19 protein-coding genes are annotated in these 21,133 nt (G+C 50.1%); 10 read left to right on the top strand and 9 right to left on the bottom strand.

Features of this window, described 5'->3' with window-relative positions:
• The 4 genes from AB4Z33_RS17185 to AB4Z33_RS17170 all read right to left on the bottom strand — a co-directional run.
• Positions 1–357 (bottom strand): glycogen debranching N-terminal domain-containing protein (locus AB4Z33_RS17185; RefSeq protein ID WP_442051074.1); only part of this gene is annotated, 357 nt, incomplete at its 3' end.
• Positions 358–374: 17 nt separating this feature from the next.
• On the bottom strand, positions 375–1,211 hold the full coding sequence (locus tag AB4Z33_RS17180) for a carbohydrate ABC transporter permease (protein WP_442051073.1): 837 nt from the start codon (positions 1,209–1,211) through the stop codon (positions 375–377).
• A complete protein-coding gene (locus tag AB4Z33_RS17175) occupies positions 1,211–2,086 on the bottom strand; it encodes a carbohydrate ABC transporter permease (RefSeq protein ID WP_442051072.1) in 876 nt (291 codons plus the stop codon). Before AB4Z33_RS17175 ends, AB4Z33_RS17180 begins: the two co-directional genes overlap by 1 nt.
• A gap of 213 nt (positions 2,087–2,299) precedes the next feature.
• Complete coding sequence (locus AB4Z33_RS17170; RefSeq protein WP_442051071.1) at positions 2,300–3,544, bottom strand: ABC transporter substrate-binding protein; 1,245 nt, start codon at positions 3,542–3,544, stop codon at positions 2,300–2,302.
• 301 nt (positions 3,545–3,845) lie between these two features.
• Between AB4Z33_RS17170 and AB4Z33_RS17165 the strand changes: the two genes are divergently transcribed.
• Both AB4Z33_RS17165 and AB4Z33_RS17160 read left to right on the top strand, forming a co-directional pair.
• Positions 3,846–4,817 (top strand): LacI family DNA-binding transcriptional regulator, encoded by a 972-nt coding sequence (locus AB4Z33_RS17165; protein ID WP_442051070.1) that lies wholly within the window; start codon positions 3,846–3,848, stop codon positions 4,815–4,817.
• A 309-nt stretch (positions 4,818–5,126) separates the two neighbouring features.
• On the top strand, positions 5,127–7,217 hold the full coding sequence (locus AB4Z33_RS17160) for a carbohydrate-binding protein (protein ID WP_442051069.1): 2,091 nt from the start codon (positions 5,127–5,129) through the stop codon (positions 7,215–7,217).
• 77 nt (positions 7,218–7,294) lie between these two features.
• On the opposite strand, the gene AB4Z33_RS17155 is transcribed toward AB4Z33_RS17160, so the two are convergent.
• Positions 7,295–7,453 carry a hypothetical protein gene (locus tag AB4Z33_RS17155; RefSeq protein WP_337100422.1) on the bottom strand — a complete coding sequence of 53 codons (159 nt, stop codon included), beginning with the start codon at positions 7,451–7,453 and terminating at the stop codon, positions 7,295–7,297.
• Positions 7,454–7,653: 200 nt separating this feature from the next.
• Here AB4Z33_RS17155 and AB4Z33_RS17150 point away from each other — a divergent pair, with 200 nt between their 5' ends.
• From AB4Z33_RS17150 to AB4Z33_RS17130, 5 genes are all read left to right on the top strand, one after another.
• Complete coding sequence (locus AB4Z33_RS17150) at positions 7,654–8,304, top strand: response regulator (RefSeq protein ID WP_442051068.1); 651 nt, start codon at positions 7,654–7,656, stop codon at positions 8,302–8,304.
• On the top strand, positions 8,304–9,437 hold the full coding sequence (locus AB4Z33_RS17145; protein ID WP_442051067.1) for a sensor histidine kinase: 1,134 nt from the start codon (positions 8,304–8,306) through the stop codon (positions 9,435–9,437). The genes AB4Z33_RS17150 and AB4Z33_RS17145 overlap by 1 nt, the downstream gene beginning before the upstream one ends.
• 125 nt (positions 9,438–9,562) lie before the next feature.
• A complete protein-coding gene (locus tag AB4Z33_RS17140; RefSeq protein WP_442051066.1) occupies positions 9,563–10,501 on the top strand; it encodes an ATP-binding cassette domain-containing protein in 939 nt (312 codons plus the stop codon).
• 44 nt (positions 10,502–10,545) lie between these two features.
• On the top strand, positions 10,546–11,640 hold the full coding sequence (locus tag AB4Z33_RS17135) for an ABC transporter permease (RefSeq protein ID WP_442051065.1): 1,095 nt from the start codon (positions 10,546–10,548) through the stop codon (positions 11,638–11,640).
• Positions 11,640–12,788, top strand: coding sequence for an ABC transporter permease (locus AB4Z33_RS17130; RefSeq protein WP_442051064.1), 1,149 nt, complete (start codon positions 11,640–11,642; stop codon positions 12,786–12,788). Before AB4Z33_RS17135 ends, AB4Z33_RS17130 begins: the two co-directional genes overlap by 1 nt.
• Before the next feature lie 79 nt (positions 12,789–12,867).
• Here AB4Z33_RS17130 and AB4Z33_RS17125 read toward each other — a convergent pair whose 3' ends face one another.
• Positions 12,868–14,124: an S-layer homology domain-containing protein gene (locus tag AB4Z33_RS17125; RefSeq protein WP_442051063.1), complete on the bottom strand. Its 1,257-nt coding sequence runs from the start codon at positions 14,122–14,124 to the stop codon at positions 12,868–12,870.
• A gap of 214 nt (positions 14,125–14,338) precedes the next feature.
• Positions 14,339–15,058 carry an AfsR/SARP family transcriptional regulator gene (locus AB4Z33_RS17120; protein ID WP_442051062.1) on the bottom strand — a complete coding sequence of 240 codons (720 nt, stop codon included), beginning with the start codon at positions 15,056–15,058 and terminating at the stop codon, positions 14,339–14,341.
• Between the two features lie 214 nt (positions 15,059–15,272).
• Here AB4Z33_RS17120 and AB4Z33_RS17115 point away from each other — a divergent pair, with 214 nt between their 5' ends.
• Positions 15,273–16,118 (top strand): phosphotransferase, encoded by an 846-nt coding sequence (locus AB4Z33_RS17115; protein WP_442051061.1) that lies wholly within the window; start codon positions 15,273–15,275, stop codon positions 16,116–16,118.
• Between the two features lie 96 nt (positions 16,119–16,214).
• On the opposite strand, the gene AB4Z33_RS17110 is transcribed toward AB4Z33_RS17115, so the two are convergent.
• A complete protein-coding gene (locus tag AB4Z33_RS17110) occupies positions 16,215–16,889 on the bottom strand; it encodes a YitT family protein (protein ID WP_442051060.1) in 675 nt (224 codons plus the stop codon).
• Between the two features lie 153 nt (positions 16,890–17,042).
• On the opposite strand from AB4Z33_RS17110, the gene AB4Z33_RS17105 reads away from it, so the two are divergent.
• The gene (locus tag AB4Z33_RS17105) at positions 17,043–17,483 is read left to right on the top strand and encodes an Lrp/AsnC family transcriptional regulator (protein WP_442051059.1); all 441 of its coding nucleotides are present in this window, start codon (positions 17,043–17,045) and stop codon (positions 17,481–17,483) included.
• A gap of 52 nt (positions 17,484–17,535) precedes the next feature.
• On the opposite strand, the gene AB4Z33_RS17100 is transcribed toward AB4Z33_RS17105, so the two are convergent.
• On the bottom strand, positions 17,536–18,288 hold the full coding sequence (locus tag AB4Z33_RS17100; RefSeq protein ID WP_442051058.1) for an alpha/beta fold hydrolase: 753 nt from the start codon (positions 18,286–18,288) through the stop codon (positions 17,536–17,538).
• 135 nt (positions 18,289–18,423) lie between these two features.
• Here AB4Z33_RS17100 and AB4Z33_RS17095 point away from each other — a divergent pair, with 135 nt between their 5' ends.
• On the top strand, positions 18,424–21,063 hold the full coding sequence (locus AB4Z33_RS17095) for a hypothetical protein (protein WP_442051057.1): 2,640 nt from the start codon (positions 18,424–18,426) through the stop codon (positions 21,061–21,063).
• Positions 21,064–21,133 lie beyond the last annotated feature (70 nt).

Genomic DNA, 21,133 nt, shown 5'->3' with positions numbered 1-21,133 from the left:
ATCTTGGAAGTCCGCTCCAAACTTCAGATCAATATCGGCAGGACGGGCATCCGGGAAATAATTCGTCACCGTAATTCGCTCGTGCAGCGAGCCCTCATAAATATAACGTTCCCGAACAATCTCCAGAGCGCCTTCGTCTTTCGTTTGGTTCATGAGACGAAGCTTGGTGTAGTAGCTCCGATCCATATGGGCGGAAAGCAGTTGAGGCTGCTCGCCGTTCACCTTCAAATCCATTTCGCTTAGGAAGCGAGTATCTTTCGCATAGAGACCATATCCTTCGTCCGAGCTTCCGAGCATATCGCCGCTGGGGCTTGTAAGACAGAATAGATGTCCTTCTTTAATCACGCAGTTATTCATGTTGTCATTCCTCCCGGTTACTTCACCGCGCCTTCGGCGACCCCTTTAATGATGTGTTTTTGTGCTGTGAAATAGAAGATGACAACCGGAATAATGGACAACGTCAAGCCTGCCATCGCCAAGTTCCACACAATCGTAAATTCGCCAAAGAAATAGAAGGTGGAGAGCGGGATGGTGCGCAAGCCTTTGTCCGATAGCGTCAGAGAAGGAAGCAAGTAATCGTTCCACATCATGATGACGTCCAGAATCGCAACCGTAATCGTAATCGTCTTCAGAATAGGGAATACGATCCGCCAGAACACGCCGAATTTGGTGCAGCCGTCGAGCGTGGCGGCTTCTTCGAGCGCTATGGGAACGGATTTAATAAAGCCGTGGTACAGGAATACGGCCATGCTGGCATGGAAGCCGATGTTCATAAAGATGAGTCCGCCATGCGTATTGAGCATGGGAATGTGAAGCGTTGTGCCGATCCAGCCCATGACTTGCATCAGGGGCATCATTAGCGTTTGGAACGGAATGAGCATCGTCGACACGAGCACCATGAAGATGATCTGGCTGAGCTTGTTGTCCGTACGGACCAGCATCCATGCCGTCATGGAGGCAAAGACAACGATGAACACAAGGGAAACAAGCGTCACGAACAGCGAGTTGCCGAACGCCGTCAAATAATTCATCTTATCCATCGCCTCGGCGTAATACTCGAAGCTGAAGGAGGACGGAAGCGCCAATGCGTTTTCGTAAAGCTCCGAACGGGTTTTGAAGGAGTTCACGATCATGATATAGATAGGCGACAGGAATAGAAGGGCAAATAGGACAAGCAACGCTTCCAGAATCCATTTGCTTGTTTTTTTCATTACATTTGCACCTCTTTTTTCTTCGTGATATACACTTGGACCAAGGTCACGGCGGCGACAAGAACAAAGAACACAATCGCTTTCGCTTGTCCAATACCGTAACGGCTATATCCAAAAATTTCGTTGAAAATGTTCATGGCAAACATTTCGGTGGAGTTGATCGGCCCGCCGCCGGTAAGCGACAGGTTCACATCGAATATTTTGAATGCGCCGGATAGCGTCAAGAATAAGCATATCGTAAAGGATGGCATAAGCAGCGGGAACACGATCTTGGTCAGCTTATGCCAAGCATTCGCGCCATCGACCTTCGCCGCTTCCATCAAGTCGTCGGGAATGCCTTGAATGCCCGCAATGTAAATAATCATCGTATAACCCGCCATTTGCCAAGCGAATACGATAACAATCGCGTACAACGCATACTCGGGATTAAGAAGCCAATTGAAGAAAACATTGTCCATGCCGGCGTTTTGTCCGACATATTTGAACACGTCCGTGAAGATGAACTTCCAAATGTAACCTAAGATCAAGCCGCCGATTAGATTCGGCATGAAGAAGAGTGTTCTAGCCAAATTGCTGGTGCGAAGTTTGGAGGTAACAAGCAACGACAAAGCAAGCCCCATTACGTTAACGATAACAAGGGCAAGAAACGTAAATTTAATCGTCAGCCAAGCCGACTTCAAGAAACGTTCGTCTTGGAAGATTTGGACGTAGTTGTCGAAACCCACGAATACTTTCGGGTTGGCCGGTATGCCGTCCCAGCTAATAAAGGAATACCAGATTCCGATCGCGAAGGGGACGAGCACGACAAGGGAAAAGATAAACAGCAGCGGCAATGTAAATAGAGCGTACCAGCCTCTATTTTTGATCGCATTCATGTACATTCACTCATTTCGGAGTAATATCGGTTGAACGGAAGGGAATAGATGAAAAACTAACCTGGTTGTGCCAGGTTAGTTTTTCTCGATTTGTTCAAATATAGGAAAGTATAAGTTTCACCCTTATACTCACGCCTATATTTCACCGCGAAACGTTTGCTTTTGCCGCCAGAGGACGGCGTCAGCCGTTTACGCTTGATTGTGCAGCTGTGATCACTTCGGAGCTTTCGCCCAAACTTCATCAAGCTTCTGCAGGAATTGCTCTCCAGTCATGGACGGAGTCAAGAAAAATTGTTGCGTGACTGGAGCCAAGTCGTTGACGATAATGCCTTGCGGGAAGTACGTCAGCGCCCATGGGATTGTGTTGCCGCTGACCGTAGCTTCAGATACCGCTTGGGAAAGAGGGTCCAGGTTGTTTGTTTCGATATTCGTCATAGCAGGAATGAACTTGAATTCGTTGACGATAATGTTTTTGCCCGTTTCGCTGTTGTAAAGCCATTCGAAGAAGGCGTTAGCCGCTTTAATTTGATCCGCGCTCGCTTTGTTGTTGATCGTCCAGATCGCCGGGATGTCGACAGCAAGCTTGTTGTTGCCGGCAAGCGGGAGAGGCATCATGCCAACTTCAATGTCCTTGTAGTCGGCAAGCATGCCGTAGCTCCAGTTGCCTTGGTGAACGATCGCGGTTTTGCCTGTAGCGAAGTCGCCCATTTGCGAATCGTAAGTGGTCTCAAGCGGATTGGAAGCTAGCTCTCTGATGGCTTCCATGTACTGGGCGAACTCTTGGAACTCTTTGGTGTCGGCCATTTTTACTTCGCCTTTGTTCAACTGCTCAACAAATTTAACGGGATCTTGTTGCAGCGCGAACGGCGTGTTGATGATATGTCCGATCAAGAAGTAAGCTTCTTGCGAGAGGCTGAAGCCGTTAATGTCTTTTGCTTTCATGTCCTGTAAGAAGGTTTTGAAGGATGCAAGATCGGTAATTTTGGCGGGATCCACCAAATCCTTGTTGTATACGAGACCGAAGCCTTCAACGCCAGTTGGAACGCCGACGATTTTGCCGTCAATCTTTACTTGCATCTTAGGAGCGATGTTTTTCACGTATGACTCATTGCTCATATCGTAGTAGTACGATTGGAACTTCGTTGTCTCAGCGCCTGTTTGAACGCCGAAGATCGTTGGTCCTTCACCGGCATTCAGCTTCGCTTGAAGCTGAGTCAGATAGTTGTCCCCTGCGGAACCCCATACTTCGATTTCATTTCCTGTTTCTTCTTTATACTTCTCGGCCATTGCTTCCAATTGATCCGCAATTTCAACCTTGGATTGGAATAATGAAATTTTCGGAAGCTTATCTGTTCCGCCCTCTTCAGTAGCTGTGTTGTTGCCACCGCATGCGGAAAGGATGGTCATCAGCACAACTGCACTGGTCATAATGGAAATAAAGCGCTTTACATTTGTCACTTGCAATGTCCCCCTTTAGTTGGATGTACCCTTGATTATAAACAGACAGATGGAGAAGTCAATAAAAAACTTTAATAAAATTGATATTTTACTAATTAAATTGTCGAAGTTTTAAGTAAAACAATACTGAAAATTCAAGGTAAAATAGAATGTGTTTTACTAACGTATAAATATGACTCTAGACATGGATCCTGTCGTACCATGGTTTTGGCAATTTTATTCTTGTTGAAATGTGTAGGTAAAATGATTGTAAAGTGTTATAATGTATTTTACTTAGGTGAATTGATGAGGAGGTTTATGGATGAGCAGTTTGAAAGAGATTGCCCAGTTGACGGGCGTATCTATTTCGACCGTATCCAACGTACTGAACGGACGGAAAAATGTATCGCAAGAAACAAGAGAACGAATCCTGCGGTGCTGCGAAGAGCAAGGTTATGTGCATGACGCTTCGCCCAAAAAATCCAAATCAGATAAAGATAAACGGATCGTATTTATTTTTAGCGATTTTGATCGCGAGTTTTATTTGAAGATTATCGAAGGCGTCAGCACCTGTCTGAACGAAAATGGGTATGATCTTATCATTTGTACCAACAAATCCAGCGATAACTTCCTGAAAAGCAGCTTCGCCCGAGGCACCATCAGCTTGGACGGAAGCTTGTCGGACGAATTTTTCCAAACGGTGGCCAAGCCTGAGTTTCCGGTTGTTCTTATGGATAGGGTTCTCGAAAACGTAAATAAGAATACAAAAAGCGTGGTCGTCGATAATTATCCGGTTATGTGTCAGCTTGTACAGTCTTTAGTGGATAGAGGCTTCCAGCGCTTCGGCTTCTTGGGCGGACATGCAACTTCGTTAGATAATAAGGAGAGATTCTCTGCTTTCGCCGATACGCTTCAAACCAACGGAATTGCTTTTGACCAGACGTACTATTATCACGGCAATTACCGGGAGAAGAGCGGTTATCAAGCGGCCAAGCTAATGATCCTTAGCAACGATTATCCGGAAGTGCTAGTATGCGCCAACGATAATATGGCGGTCGGAGCTATGAAAGCTTTCGAAGAGCATCAAATTTCCGTCCCGCATAACATTTCCATTACAGGCTTTGATGATTCGGACGCGGCTGCGCTGGCGGGACTTACCACGATCAAAATTCCGCGATACGAAAGCGGGTTTCTGGCCGCCAAGGAGCTGCTGGAACTGATCAAAGGAAATGTCAATCGTGACACCGTCAAAATAGGGGCATCCATTATATGGCGCCAGTCCGTGCGCTCGTAATAGCTATATAAGACAAGGCAAAGGCCGACAGCCCTCCGTTTACGAGAGGTTGTCCGGCCTTGTTTTATTCTACATGGTCAAGATGAAAGATTAGGCTGGAATTCAACTGTAAAAGCCAAGATCATCCCCTATACCTGTCGCAATAATTGTATGAATATGGTAATAACAGGCTGGAGCGACAGGTGAAGAAATGCGTCCGGCGAGAGCGGACGGCTCAGGTCTGCGAAGGAAGGAGGGTTCGGACGACCGTTTGGAACGGTGGACAGGCTAGGTATGCATGCACTCATTATGAATCGAGGAGGAGCAAGAATGAATCATGCAGTCGACAAGCAAGTCTACAAGAAGTGGTTATCCGCAGTGCTCATAGCGGCAATGCTGTTGGCGATGCTGACGTTAACGCCGTCGCACGTACAAGCAGCGTCTGCGTTCACGCAGACAGCGGCGTCGAGCTACAATGCACAGTCGGGTATACAGTTGGAGACGTCGAGCGAGGGCGGGCAAAATGTCGCCTTTATCGATAACGGGGACTACATCAGGTTCGATGGTGTTGATTTCGGAACTGGTGCAAGCGCTTTCTCGGCGAGAGTGGCCAGCAATGCAAGCGGCGGAGCGATCGAGGTGCGACTGGGCAGCTTGACCGGCACATTGGCCGGAACCTGTACGGTTGCAGGTACGGGCGGCTGGCAGAACTGGTCGACGATATCCTGTGCCATTAGCGGCAATCCGACGGGAACGCAGACATTGTTCTTGAAATTTACAGGCGGTACGGGTAATTTGTTCAACCTGCTCTGGTTCCAATTCTCCGCAGGAAAGTCGGCATTCGTGCAGACGGAAGCGGAGTTGTATGACGTACAATCGGGCATACAACTGGAAACGGCGAGCGAAGGCGGACAGAATGTCGCCTACATCGATAATGGCGATTACATCCGCTTCAACAACTTGAACTTCGGCAGCGGCGCTAATACGTTCTTGGCTCGCGTCGCAAGCCAATCGATCGGCGGATCTATCGAGGTTCGTCTAGGCAGCTTAACCGGCACATTGGCAGGCACATGCACGGTTCCCGTAACCGGCGGCTGGCAGAACTGGACGACGGTATCCTGTGGCGTCTCGAACATAACGGGCGTACAAAACGTGTTTCTTAAATTTACGGGTGGAGTAGGCAGCCTGTTCAACTTGAACTGGTTCCGCTTCGATCCGTCCGCGCCTCAACCGTCAGGCGGCGACGTTGTCGGCAAAGTCATTGCGGGTTATCAGGGCTGGTTCAACGCTGCCGGAGACGGTTCTCCGAACGGCGGCTGGATTCATTGGTCCAAGAATAGCTCCGCTCCTGGAACAGGCAGCAATGTGAATTTCGACCTGTATCCGGATCTCAGAGAATATTCGAAGACCTACGCAACCAGTTTGCAAAATCTGAATAACGGACAACAGGCCAAGCTGTTCTCGTCTTATGATCAAGAGACGGTTAACAAGCATTTTGAATGGATGCAGACCTACAACATAGACGGCGCGGCTTTGCAACGGTTTGGCGCAAGCACGAGCAGCACGCCGGACAACTGGCGGACGAATCGGGACAGCGTTGCGGTTAAGGTTAAGAATGCGGCAGAAAGCTATGGCCGCAAATTTTATATCATGTACGATATTACAGGCATGGATGCGAATACGTGGGACGATGCGGTCAAATACGACTGGACGAACAACATTCTCGGCGGCATGAATTTGACCTCCTCTTCCGCTTACGCGAAGCAGGACGGGAAGATCGTCGTCAATATATGGGGGATTGGTTTTAACGATCGTCCGGGAACGGCGTCGGAATCGGCGGCGCTTATCCAATGGTTCAAGGATCAGAACGTCTACGTCATCGGCGGCGTGCCAACTTACTGGCGTACTGGCGTCGAAGACTCCAAGGCGGGTTTCATGAGCGTCTACCAATCGTTCGACATGCTCTCGCCATGGTACGTTGGTCGCTTCGGCGGATTGGACGGCGCGGATCACTTCAAGAACAATCTGATGCAGCCGGATCTAGCGGTGACGAACCAATACGGCATCGATTATCAGCCGGTGCTGTGGCCGGGCTTCTCCTGGCATAACCTGCATGCAGGGCCGCAAAATCAAATTCCGCGATTGCATGGCGATTTCATGTGGCGGCAGGCGTACAATGCCAAGAGTCTTGGCATTAATAGCGGCTACGTAGCCATGTTCGATGAATACGATGAAGGAACAGCCATCGCGAAGGCCGCGGAAAATTCCTCCATGATTCCGGCCAATCATTATTTCCTGACGCTTGATGCGGACGGCGTTGCTGTCTCCTCGGACTTCTATTTGAGGCTGACGGGCGACATCAATCGAATGTTGAAGGGTCAAATACCGGCAACCGCGCAGCATCCGACAAGCCATCAATAATACAGAACGGCCCGCAGGCATTCCAGATGCCTGCGGGCTGTTTTTTTGCATGTGTATGGTAGCRTATCAAGAGTCGGTTAATTAGCCAAATACCAATTCGTATCGAGGCCGGTTACGGGACAATACGGGAATTTGTCCCCTTCTTTCAATGCAGCGCGCCGGCCTGCCTCGCAAATGTACTCGCCTTCTTGATCGACTTGCTCGCCCGTGTAATAAGAAGTTTTTGTCTGACTCATAACGACACCTCTTTAATTAGGATTTGCGAACGACTGGCTTGTGGCCGCTTGCTATAAGCTAACCCGTGCAACGTTCGCTTGCTTATTAGTAAACCGTTCAGGCAAAGCTGAAACACCCTATCGACAATCAATAGCCATTCCATATAGCGTTATCGCCTATCCTATAGCATAATAATGGAAGGATGGAAGGGGATGATAGAATGCCGAACATTAAGGTGCTTATAGCCGACGACAATTCCTTCATTCGCGAAGGAATGAAAATCATATTAACGACGTTCGAAGGGTTCGAGGTTGTAGCGACGGTCGAGAATGGGCTGGAGGCCGTGGCCTATTGCGAGCAGCATGAGGTTGACGTGGCGCTGCTGGACGTGCGGATGCCGGAGATGAACGGGGTGGAAGCTACTCGGTTAATCGCCGAGCGGACAAAGACGAGACCGCTTATCTTAACGACCTTCGACGATGATGAATATATACGTGATGCCATTCGTTACGGAGCCAAAGGCTATTTGCTTAAAAATAACGATCCCGAGCGGATCAGCGACGCGATTAAAACGGTCTATCACGGCCATAATGTTCTGCAGGATTCGGTACTGGATAAGCTGAAATTGGCGAAAGAGCCAGAGTCGCCCGTGCTTAACGAAGCTGCGAAAGTCGACAAAAGCCTCTTTACGGAGCGGGAACTCGATATTATGGCGCTGATCGCCAAGGGGAGGACGAATAAGGAGATCTCCAAAGAAATCTTTATCTCCGAAGGCACGATCGCTAACCACATTACTTCGATATTGAGCAAAACAGGTCTCACCCATCGTACGCAAATCGCGATTTATTACTTGACCGGAGAATTGACCTAATGACCGAACCAAGAGCAAGAGATGTATCGGAGCTTGCCGGAATCGGCTTTAAAGCGGCTTTGCTCGTCTTTACGGCGGGCCAATCGCTAATCTCGGAAACAAGCGCAACGCCCTGGTTCATATTATCTGTGTTAGTCTATCTTTCTACGAACTTATTGTTCTATATTTTGCGAAAAGAGGGACTTCGTCCCGCAATCGCGGTTTTGTCCATAGGGGTAACCATCTTCGCCAGCCAGGATTATCCGCTCATGATTCTGCTGCTGCCGGTACATCTATGGGAGGTGTCGTCCATCGCTCACGGCATCCAGGGGGTTGTTTCATTCCTGCTCACGCTTATTCCGGTAGCGATGCTGCCCCGGCAACTGATGTTCCTCTATCTATTCATTGCAGCTGCGACGTGGATATATTTTTATGTCCTGCAGCGCTACGGAAGATCTCTGCGAGAACAACGTTCCGAGCTGGAACGAATGCGGGGCGAGCTGGAACGGCTGCACGTCAAGCTTCAGGAAAACGATGAGTTTCTGCGGCAAACCGAATACACGCTTAAGCTGGAGGAAAGAAACCGGATGTCCCAGCATATCCATGATCACATCGGACATGCCATGACGAGCGCGCTCATTCAGATGGAGGCGGCGAAGCGCTTGATCACGAACGATCCGGGCAAGACGTCGCTGCTGCTGGATAATGCCATTCATATTTCGAAGGAAGGGATCGAAAGCATTCGAATCGAGCTGAAGCGGATGAAGCCGCCGACGGAACAGATGGGCGTCAACCGAATGAAATTGTTCATCGACGAATTTGCGGCCAAGCACCCGATCCGGACGGCCTTTTCCTACGAAGGAAATATCGATTTCATTACGCCGATTCATTGGAGAATCATTCATGAAAATACGAAAGAGTCGCTTACCAATACGATGAAGTATGCCAAGGCTACCACGATCTCGATCCACGTGCAGGTGCTGCCTACATTAATCAAGGCTACAATCACGGACAACGGACAGGGGCAGACGAAGATTGTGAAGGGAATCGGCATCGTGGGCATGGAAGAGAGAACGGCGGCCGTGGGCGGTAAAATCATCGTAGACGGCTCGAGGGGATTTTCGGTGACGACTTTAATACCGTATACCCCGTGAAGAAATGAGGGGTACGTCATGAACTATTTCATGGGAGAAGGATGAACTTGTGCACTTCTGCAAGGACGTCCTTTTTTTGTACGATAAGAACAGAAGAACGGAACTAACGGGAGGGTGAAATAACGGTGAACGTACTGGAGATTAATCAGCTGACGAAAAAATTCGGTGATTATACCGCCGTGGATAACTTATCGCTGTCGGTGCAAGAAGGAGAAATATTCGGTTTCTTGGGACCGAACGGCGCAGGCAAAAGCACGACGATTCATATCGTGGCTTCCTTGCTCTCCGCGACCAAAGGCGAGATTGCTATAATGGGCCGCAAGGTAGCCAAGAACGGCAAGTTTGCGAAGCAGTCGATTGGCTTCGTACCGCAGGATTTAGCGATCTACGAGAATATGACGGCTTATGAAAATGTTCACTTTTTCGCAGGGTTATACGGCTTAAGAGGAGCGGAGCTGAAGCGAAGCGTGGTCGAAGCGCTGGAATTCGTTGGACTATCCGATCGGCAAGGAAGCTTTCCGAAGAACTTCTCCGGCGGAATGAAGCGAAGGCTCAATATCGCCTGCGCAATTGCGCACAAGCCGAAGCTGATCATCATGGATGAGCCGACGGTAGGAATCGATCCGCAATCGCGCAGCTATATTCTGAACTCGGTGCGGAAGCTGAATCGAATGGGCAGTACGATCATTTACACGAGTCATTACATGGAAGAGGTTGAGGAAATCTGCTCGCGAATCGCGATTATCGACCATGGGAAGATCATTGCGGAAGGAACGAAGGCTGAGCTGAAGGCGATTATTACGAATCAGAAGAGCATCAGCATCGCCGTGCGATCGGCCGACGATGTTCCGCTGGCAGGGCTGAAGGGCATTGTTGGCGTCAGTACGGTCGAAGTCGCGGATCAGACGATCCATATTAGCTCGGCTGTAGAAATCAACAATCTAAATGCGATCATCCAGCTGCTCGTGGCAAGCGGCGTGGAAATTCGGGGCGTGGAAGCGCAGGAGCCGAGTCTGGAGACCGTGTTCTTGACGTTGACCGGCCGAACGCTGCGCGATGAATAACCAAGCGGCCAGTGATGACACGACAGAGGGAGGGAGTACAGCCAATGAACGTATTGCGAATCGCAGGGAAAGAATTGAAGATTCTCCGGGATATTAAAATGCTGCTGTTCATGCTGGCGACGCCCGTCTTGCTCATGCTTATTTTGGGGACGGCGCTGTCCGGCAGTTTTCAAGCAACCGTGAAGGTGGAACCGATACGTGTTGTTTATAGCTTCGATGGAGCAAGTGGAGCGGTACAACAGGAGTGGGAGGCTTTGCTGCAGGATGGAGCAGCTTCCGGCATCGTCTTCGAGAAGGCAGCGGATGGTAGGGAAGCAGACGTTAGAGACGATGTGCAAAACGGACTCTATACCGGTTATGCGACGATCTCTGAGGACGGCATCAGCTATTACGGCAACAGTAGCAGGGCCATGGAGAACGGCATCGTCCAAGGATTATTGACTCCGCTAACAGACCGTTACAAACTGTCGGTCGCCGAGAGCGGTATTTCTAGCTCAGACGGCAATTATGTAGCGGAGACGCCGATCGATACGGGGCTGCAGCCGAGTGGCTTGGACTATTTTGCGGTAGCCGTTACCACGATGATCATTCTGTACAGCGCCTTAACTGCGGGGCAGCTTATCGAGACGGAGCGAAGCGGGCATACCGATATCCGCCTGCTGGCATCTCCTGTGTCGAAGGGTGAAATTTTCGCTGGTAAAATCGCCGGATCGTTTGTGCTGAATGCGATTTTCGTCGTCATTGTCGTATTGCTTAGCAAATATATGTTTGGCGCCAACTGGGGCGGCCATCTGTGGGTTGTTTTCTTGGTCTTATTCAGCGAGATTGTGTTAGCGCTTAGCCTTGGGCTCGCCTTTGGTTACTTACTGAAGGGCAATGTGGCCGGCAGCGTCTTGATGATGATTATTCAAGTAGCGGCTTTCGTAGGCGGAGCGTATACCCCGGTCGAAAATACATCTGGACTCATGTATGCTCTCGCCGCGTATTCGCCGCTGCACTGGTCCAATGAGGCTATCCTGCAAATCATTTATGCGGGTGAGCTTGAGGCTTCGCTTCCAGCTATGCTGCTGAATACAGGCTGCTCGGTCTTGTTGCTTGCACTGGCTATCGTGTTGATGAGAAGGAGGGAGGGTCTGTAATGAAAGAGACGACATGGCTCGTTCGCCGCATGGCGCTAAGCACGGTCAAAAACTATAAAGTCATGCTCTTGTATTTATGTCTGCCGATCTTCGGCATCCTGTTATCCTCATCGATCTATGGCAGTTCCGATCAGGAACCATTAACGCTCGGGGTAGTCAATCTCGATAACGGTCAGGCGGCGTCCACGGATCTGGTTGCCTATATGAGCGAGCTCGATCAGGTAGAAGTGGTGGACATTCAGGCAGATGAGGCAGAAGACCTTTTGCGGGGTGGAGATATCGATACGGCACTGACGCTTCCGGAAGGCTTCGCGGTCAGTTTGCCGACAGGCGAACCGGCGAACGTCTCGCTGGCTTCCGTCAAGGGTTCGCAGGTTGCCCCTTATATCCAGTCGTATGTGAATGCCTATATTGGAAATCTGGCATCGATTGGGCTGGCATCTGGAGGCGATCAAACGAAATTTGATGAGTTGTATAAAAGCTTTGTTCAAGCGAATTTTGAACTCTCCGTCGAGAAAGTAGAGGATCGCTCCTTGGAGCATCGCAAGTCTTCGCAAACGGTAGGTTATTTAATCATGCTAATGCTGTTCTCGGCAGTCAATCTGTCGGCGATGATTCTGAAGGAGAAGGAGAACCGGACGTTGTTCCGACTGTTCGCTGCACCGATCACGGGCCGAGCTTATGTAGGGGCCAATGTCATTGTGAACGTCATCGTCATGCTGATCCAGATCCTTGTGACGCTGACGGTGATGACCCGGCTATTCCATATGGAGTCCGGCATCCCGATTGTGCAGCTCTACCTGCTGCTGGGACTGTTCGCCATAGTAGCGGTAGGGCTGTCTTTAACCATTGTGGCCTTCTCTGCAAGCTCGATGGCGGCGAGCGGCATCCAAACGATGGTGATCATTCCGACAAGTCTGCTTGCCGGCTGCTTATTCCCGCTCGCGACCATGCCTTCATTCATGCAGCAGATCGCCCAGTTCTTGCCCCAATACTGGCTGCTAGATACGGTCAGCAAGCTTCAGCAGGGGGAAACAGTATCCGGTCTGGTGCTGAATCTAGCCATTCTAGCCGCATTCGCGCTCGTCCTGTGTTTAACCGCCGCATACAAGTTCGGAAGGAACAAGGAGCTGCATTCGTTTATATAACAGATAAGTTGATATAATTGGGAGCAAAAGAAAGATCGGCGCAGGGATTATCCCTGCGCCGATCTTTTTTATCAGCTATTTAAATTGGAGGAGTAGGAATAGGAGGAAAAGAAGGAATAGGAGGAAAAGAAGGAATAGGAGGAAAAGAAGGGATAGGGATAGGAGTAGGAGTTGGTATGTAAGCTGCCACAACCGTTTGGCAATATTGCTGTGTGATGCTTACGTCATCTCCGTCGAACAATGCCCCTGATTTAAAGTTAACCCGCACTGTGTCGCCTACTAAAAAAACAGATTGAGGAATTTTAATATCAGCTCTTGGGAAGCCGTCTCCTTCATCAAGCCAGTTAAACGACATTAATTCCAAGTTAAACGGCTGTTCGCCATTTGGTGTAATAACGATGGAATCAATTAAATGACCAATATCTGTAATGGATGTAGTGGCGCTTCCAAGCTCCGTCTGGAACGTAATGGTGAGATCCTCTATATCATTGCCTGCATACAAAGTCGATAGGAAGGCTACATCTACTGCCGATTCCGGCGTTGAAGTAGGCGTCGGTTCAGGTGCTTGTGTCGGCGAAGGCGTCGGGGTAGCCGGCCTGCGCGTAGGCTGTGTCGTTGGTTCCGGCGTAGCCGTTGGCGTTGGAGTCGGCGACTCCGAAGGAGATGGTGTTGGTGTAGGGTTAAGCTTAACGAATTGGTCCTTCGCTTCATAAGCGCCCAGAACAAGCAGATCTCTTGTCGCATTGGTTTTGCCGCCGAAGTTTCCGTCTGCACCGTTTTCCAGAAGTTTCAATTGCAAGGCCAACGCTACATATCCTTTTGCCCAGTCGGACACGGTAGTGTCGTTTACACCTGTAGACTCTTGGGAATCCTTCTTAACTCCAAGGCCTTTGATAAGGAAAGTGGCTAATTGTTCTTTAGTGACTTTACCCGCAGGGTCGAATACACCATTGCCGTATCCTTCCGTAATACCTGCATTCTTGATGGCTTCGATATAAGGCAGAGCATAGCCGCCTGGGCCATCCTCGCTCACGTCCTTGAAGCTGGACTCTGTCAGGTTCGAATCTACCTTAAGATTGAAGATCAGGGCGGCTACCTTGGCGAACTGGGCGCGGTTCATCTCGTCCTTTAATCCAAATGTCCCTTCAGAGACGCCATCAAATACGCCCGCGCTGATCAGCGCGTCGAATTTGGCTTTCGTTGCTGCGTCCAGATCCTTTAGATCGCTGAAATCGGCCGAGGTTTTGGCATCGGCGTTCACATTGCCTATCGGGCTGGCGATCGCCGAGGAGAGCAGAATGGCGATAAGGCCGGCGGACGTCCATAACTTTTTCATAATAGAAAAATTCCTCCCTTTATAATGGATGACTAGATTATCGCTATCATAGCAAATTGAACCTTAACAAATATTGGTCATTAAGCGCGCGAAAAAACCGTAAAACCCTTGATAAATCAGGGTTTTACGGTTCGGGCCGTGTTAAATGCCATTATTTTCAAGTCTGTCGAATTTACGAGGATTTCCGTCGAACGAGCCGAATATTGTCAATCCTTCAGAGGTAGAGAAGCGCCTTTACTTCTTCGCTGGGTTCCAGTCTGAAGTCGCGTTTCAGCGTACGCTTGAGCGCATCATACTGTTTCATGGCGGTTATGCGATCGTTGGTCGCCAAATGGGCGCTGATCAGCTTCGCATGAATGGCCTCGTTCCAAGGCGCATGCTTCAATGCCTTCTTTAAAATTTTAATGGCAGGGGGGTAGAGGCGTTCCCTCCAATAGTAATCGTTTATTTTGAGCAAAAAGGTTATGTATTCGTTCTCTAAATTTACCCGTTCGTGTGCGGCCCAGCTGTAATCGTTGTCTGCCAAGTAGCCGCCTGCGTACAGCTTTGCCATGTTTTCGTACACGCCTATATTTCCGCTATCAATAGGATCGGGAGCAGACAGAAATTGAACGAAGCTTAAGTAATCGCTCTCGATTCTATGAACCTCGATTCGGTAAAGCCCGCGGCTATGATGGAGCAGATCTTCGATTCCGGCACTCAGCAGATTTCTGCGCAGATAGTGGACAGTCGTATTGAAATAGGCTGCCGTTTTCCCGGAATTGCTGCCCCACAAGGCGTTCATAATCCGGTCTCTGTCTACGCTCGCGCCGCGGTGGTGAATGAGATAAGCCATCAGCTCTTCGGCTTTGGAGATGCGCCATTTGACTCCCGTACCTTCTCCGGCAACGACCTTGAAGCGTCCGAAGTTTTGGATTTTCACCCTGGGCTGCATCGCCGTATCCCCCTTCATCAATCTCCAACCAGCATGATTGCTTTTGCTTTACTCTGCTTTTCGTTTAGTTTAGCATCACTGCAAATCCTAGCCAAGAGTCAGTTAATATAATCAGCGGTGGTGATTAGCCCAAAGGCATGGTACGCTAACAAATGACAGGATATAATTGGATTGTTTTACAAATTCATTCGAAGTAAAGGGGCTGCTATTAGTCATGCTAGGCAAATGTATAGGCGTGGGCTCGAGCTGCGAGGTGTATGAATGGGGCGGCGAAGAGAAGGTCGTTAAACTGTTCCATACCGGCACGTCAAGGAATGAGGTAGAACTCGAATACCGGAACAGCGCTTCGGCATGGGGCAACGGGCTTCCTGCTGCCCGCCCGTTCGAGCAAGTCGAGTGGGATAACCGACACGGTATCGTATTCGAGAAAGTGGACGGACCGACGTTCGTCAATCGGTTTTTTGAACAGCTGTATGATTTCCAGGTCATCGATTACGATAATGAGGAAAGCGATTTGCGGAAGTTCGCGAGGGTGCTCCACGACATTCATAAGGAAGGCATCGACGGCGTTGTCACTGAGCAGAAGGAGCATTTGAAGGTCATTATTGGCCGGCCTACATTATTGTCGGATGACGATATAACTTCGCTTCATGCTTATATAGATGGATTGCCGGCGAAACGGCAGTTATGCCATGGCGACACGAACCCCAACAATCTCATTATGAGCGAAGGTGCGCCGGTCATGATCGATTGGATGCATGCCGCGATCGGGAACCCGGCTGCGGATGTTGCCGAAGTGTGCGTGACGATTTTGTATGCGGTGCTGCCGCCGGAAACGCCGCCGGACGTGCTTGCTTTTTTCGAGGATATGAGAGAGACTGCCTGCCGAATATTCGTTGATGAGTACGTCAAGCTTTCTGGTTTGACTGCAGCGGAAATTACGCCTTGGTACGTTCCGTCCGCCGCCCGCCAGCTTGCTTCAGGCGCGTTGTTGGACGATCAAGCGCTTAATCTCGCTAAGATGATTCGTGCTGAGCTTCATATCTTCAGCGGGCAATAACGACAACGAAGAGGGGTCACTAAACGGTGCCCCCTCTTCGTGCTGCGTATTAATGCTGCCGATACCAGCATCGTACCGAGAAGGCCGTGCACGAGTTTATGGATATCGGCGAGGCTGCCCGGCAGCTGGATCGCCGGGCGAAGGCTTTGGGTACGTTGCTGTAGAAGCGCGGCGTTCGTTATTCGTTTTTTTATAAATGGCCATTATGAAGGAGGTTACGGCAATCGATATCGCGGAAAGAACAACTCCCTTTAAGCTGTAGCCGGCCAAGCTGATAAGCAATACGATGCAATCGAAGAGGAAGTTGGTTAAGCCCGGATTGATCCCGTATTTGCGGTGAAGATAGAGTCCGAGGATATTGGAGCCGCCCAGCGAGGCGCCGTGACGGAACAAGAGGCATACGCCTGATCCAATGAGTACACTTCCGGCTATCGTACCGAACAGGGGAGGTACCGACGGGTAGGGAATGAAAGGGTACGCGGAGGAAAAAACGAAGAGAAGCGCGATAGCGGCTATCGTATGCACCGTGAACTTGCGTCCCATCGCCACATATGAGAACAGCAGGAACGGAGCATTGATCAGCAACAGCAAATAGTGAAACTTCATATGCCACATATGGGCAAGACTCAGGGATAGCCCGGCAGTTCCCCCCGTAAAAAGCCCCGCATGCTTAAGCATAATCAAACCCGCGGCCGTCCATAAACAACCGGTTGCAATTGGAAGCCATTTGCGGCCCCGCGCCTTCATTCTGGACACCATAATCCGTCTCATCTAAGATGCACCGCCTGTTGCTTGTTGTTCCTTTAAGCATACTGAACGGCCTTAGCTCGTTATATAAGTAAATGAATCGAATTCGTGTGAGAATTGGTAACAATTAACGGATTACCCTCATAAAATATGCAAAATGAAGGGTGGTGCGCGGCAATGGACAGATTGGACCGGGAGATGCTTCGAATGCTGCAGGAGGATGGGCGGATGACGGTAAGCGAACTGTCCAAACGGCTGGCGCTTAGTCGCCCGAGCATCTCGGAGCGGTTGTTGCGGCTGCAAGAGAAGGGAGTCATTACCGGCTTCCGAGCACAAGTATCGCCGGCCGCAGTCGGAAGGTCGATGCTGCTCATGATTCAGATGAGCGAGCTGAAGGTATCGCCGACCGACTTCGAGAAGCGGATCGCAAGCGACGAGGCGATATTGGAGTGCCACCGCGTAACGGGCACGGTCAGTTATATGATGAAAGCGGCCGTTACGGGCATGGAGTCGTTAACCTTGCTGGTGGAGCGGYTCATGCCGTACGGCAACGTCAACACGTCGGTTATCCTGTCCTCGCCGGTGACGAGCCGTCTGGTTTTGCCGCATGAGGGGTGAATGAAAGCGAAGCTATGAAGCTGTCGCTCTAGTCTTATTTCTTGCGACAATATTACGTTCGATCTTGAACCTTTTCAATGCAAGCCTTGATTGCATCAATAACGAGCTTCGGCTCCGAAAACTGAGGAAAGTGGCCGCTTTTGTCTGCCGAAATATGCGTGCTGGATGGAGAAAATGCCAGAAGCTCAAGCTGATTGTGGAGCCGCTGCTTGCGGACGGCTTCCGGCATCATCGGATTTTGTTTGCCGCCGGTTATGACATATACCGGAACGGCAGGAAAGCGGTCAAGCGCATGAATCTGATCGACCGTTTGTTTCACATAATGAACCTCGTCGTATTTCTTATGCGGTGACAAGAAATCGAACATCGCTAGCAGCTTATTCATCGCCTTGACCGTCTTGCCTTGGTGTTGATCGAGGCTGATATCTCCAGGCGTGCTTGACTCCAGGAAGACAACGCCGGCAACCTCGTCCGGGTATTTCCGTGCATATAAGTTCGCATAGAGTCCGCCTAATGAATGACCTACGAGCACGAACGGAGGCTTCAATCCCGCAAGCTGCAATGCCTCGCGCAAATGCTCGACAATCGTAACTCCGTCTTGGGGATGCTGAAGCTTGTCGCTGCCTGCAACGCCCAAACGGTTATACGAAAATACGGTGGACGCCGCAGAGATGTCTGGCAATATTTTCATCCAGCCTTCAATCGGGCCCGAGCCTCCGTTGATCAGAACGAGAGTCGGTTTGCCATTGCCGCTGATCTGGTATAGCAGCTTACCTTTTGATGTATGTAATTCGGATTTCTTCATGACCAATCTCTCGCACCTCGCCTCGTAAGTAACGTCTTTCTTTCTTTAGTGTTACGTTCTGATCGCGAGTTGGAAACATTTTTATCCAAATTACGTTTATAGGTTTGAAGTCACTAGGACGAATAAGGAGAGCCTATGAATAAACGATTGGTGTATACGGCGGTAATTTCGGGTCTGATCGTTGCGCTGTTGGCGCTGCCTGGAATAAATAGAAGCGGACAAGGCCCCGGTGCCGAAGGTGAGCCGGCTACGATGCCGACAAGTATGACGGAGGTTGAGACACCAAAGCCCGATGTTGAGGAAGTGCCGGAAAAGGAGCCCGTGCTTCAACCGGCAGTCGAAATAGATTGGTCAGAAGACGGATTCCGACTTGTCTTAGATGAGCATACATACGTTGACGGGATCGAAGGGCTCATGGTTGCCGATAAAATAGTGCATTTGCTTGCCCGCACGATCTATGCTGAAGGGGATACGGTCAGCAATAAGTATCGATACGATGCAGCAGTTGTTCAGCCTGATGGCCGCGAGCTGCAAACTTTCCCGCTTTATGAAGCCRAATTAACTACGCCGCCTTCACTTATGGCTTTTCGCAAGCTCGACGAACAGCATGTCATGTTCATTCGCCGATCGGAGGCCGGTGGAAGGCTTATTCATGATCTTGCCAGGCTGAACATTACGACGGGAGTAGTCGATGACATTGCTTCTCGGTTCTGGGAGGTCGAAGTGCCGCTTCATGAGCCGGCTGACGACTTCTTGCTAAGCGTCGTTCAACCGGCGAACGGAGCCGGCGGAAAAGTATTGCTGACAAGCTTTAAAGGAAAGACATGGCTTATCGATACGGAATCCGGAAACGTTCAATGGGAGGGAACGCAGCTGTACCCTGCTTACGGGGACATGGGGAGTAAGCCGCTGCGCGGACTTGTTTATCCTTCGCCTGATTTGAAGCGATTCGTGAATCAGGGAGTGGATGAAAACCAAATCCTGGTGACGAATCAATTCCGGATCATTGATGCTGATAATGGAAGCCTATTGCGTTCGTTTGATATTGATAATGCTATGGCTGTCATGGACGACGGGATAGGGTGGAACGGGGAGAGCAGCTATTTCTACTTGGAATATGCGGATCGGGACAAGCCGATGGGCGCAGGCTATGACAATGCCAGCTATGTTTTTGCGCAGCATATTTCGTTTTATAGCCGGGATGGGGAGCTTGTCCGCACGTTGTCTCAGCCGAACGGCTCAGTTGAACGGATGAGTGTATTTAATTGGGTTAACGAGAATCAGCTATTGATTGAAATGTATAAGCCTTACGAGGACCAAGAAGGATCCTGGTTGAAAGGGAGGATCTCCTATAAGCTGTATGATCTTCAGTCCGGGCGTCTGACGCCATACCGAACAACGGATTCGGCTAATCAGTTGGAAAATCCGGAGGCTGTCAGCCTGCATAACGCAATCGTGTACGATTCCAAGGCCTTTGTTATGGCAGATTATAAGCATAAGCGAATATGGGAACCTCAGTTGGAGGGACGGACGTTTCGTTCTAATGGTCAACTATATGCAAAAACCTGGGGAGGCGATCCTCCTGCTTTGTTCCGATGGGATGAGAAAAGACGCGGGCTGGAATGGGTCGCAGACGAGGGGGAATCAACCATCATCGCGCTCCAGGGGGATTGGTCTATTAGTCGGGAGAACAAGGGACATAGCGTCCTATATCAAAAGCTGATTTCCGAAGCCAAGCGCAATGACGATGGCCTGCCGATTGTTCAAACGCCATTCCCGGAGGAAACCGCCGGAGGCGAATGGTGGAAGACGCAAAGCGGCGTCGTTCCCGCCCAGGACGGCGAAACTGCACGCGTTGAGGGCAAGAGCCGATACGGCGACATTACGCTGCAACCGGAAGCAGGGGAAGTGACCTTGAAGATCGGGGAAAGCTACCGGTATTACGGAAACTATGTGGCTTGGTATACCGATTCGAACGGACGGAAGCGGTCGCTGCCAAGCTTGGACGGGCTCTCTCTGCATCAGGAGAAGGCCGTTGGCGAAATGCGCAGTTATTCGCTGGACGGTTATGATGTCGTTATATTCCAGCCGACCCAATACCGGTTCACGAAAGGCTTCGATGGCGGCATTAAGAAAGTGTTTGCTTACGTCATTACGGAGAAAGGGGAAGCTTTCCCGCTGCAATTCCAGTATGCCTCGACTAGCGGTATGACGCGTTCGGACATGATTACGATTCATGATCATGCGGCAATCGAGCTTCGGGATGGCGAGATCATTGTCCAGTCGGCCTTGGCCGAAGGTCGATACGAGCTGGCTTGGACGCCTAGTCTGCGCGATCATACGCTCACTTTAACCGGCATGGTCGACAAAACGGCGCAATATACGTATTTGAACACCCTATTGGAACGTTATACGAATTACCTGGAGCAGGCGTTCGGACTAGAAGAAGGGTATACAGCCGAAGAAAAGTTGAACGAAGAACGGTTGCGGGCATTGTTCACGGAAGAGGCATGGAGCAGTCGGGGCTTTGAACAACTGAAGTCGAGGTTCGACTCTGAAGCTGCGGCCGCAGGCAGTTGGTCCCGAGCGTTTGCTTGGAGCCCGATCGATGCGCGGTTCGATGAATCCGGACGTATTCACGCCACCTTCACGATCAACCTATGGTATGCCATCGGTTTGGCTGCTCATCTTGATGCCGTGCTGAGCCTGGATGATGGGGAATGGCGTTTTCAAGACTTTGGAAAGCTGGAAGTGGAGAAGCTGGAGTTTTGGTGAATGCGCCGATTTGAAGTTTTATAGTTGCGGAGCGCGGCCGGGAAGGCCGCGCTCTTTGTTTGTTTTTGCA

The sequence above is a fragment of the Paenibacillus sp. 2TAB19 genome (assembly GCF_052115185.1).
Taxonomy (GTDB): domain Bacteria; phylum Bacillota; class Bacilli; order Paenibacillales; family Paenibacillaceae; genus Pristimantibacillus.
This window is presented reverse-complemented; position numbering and strand designations above follow the sequence as displayed.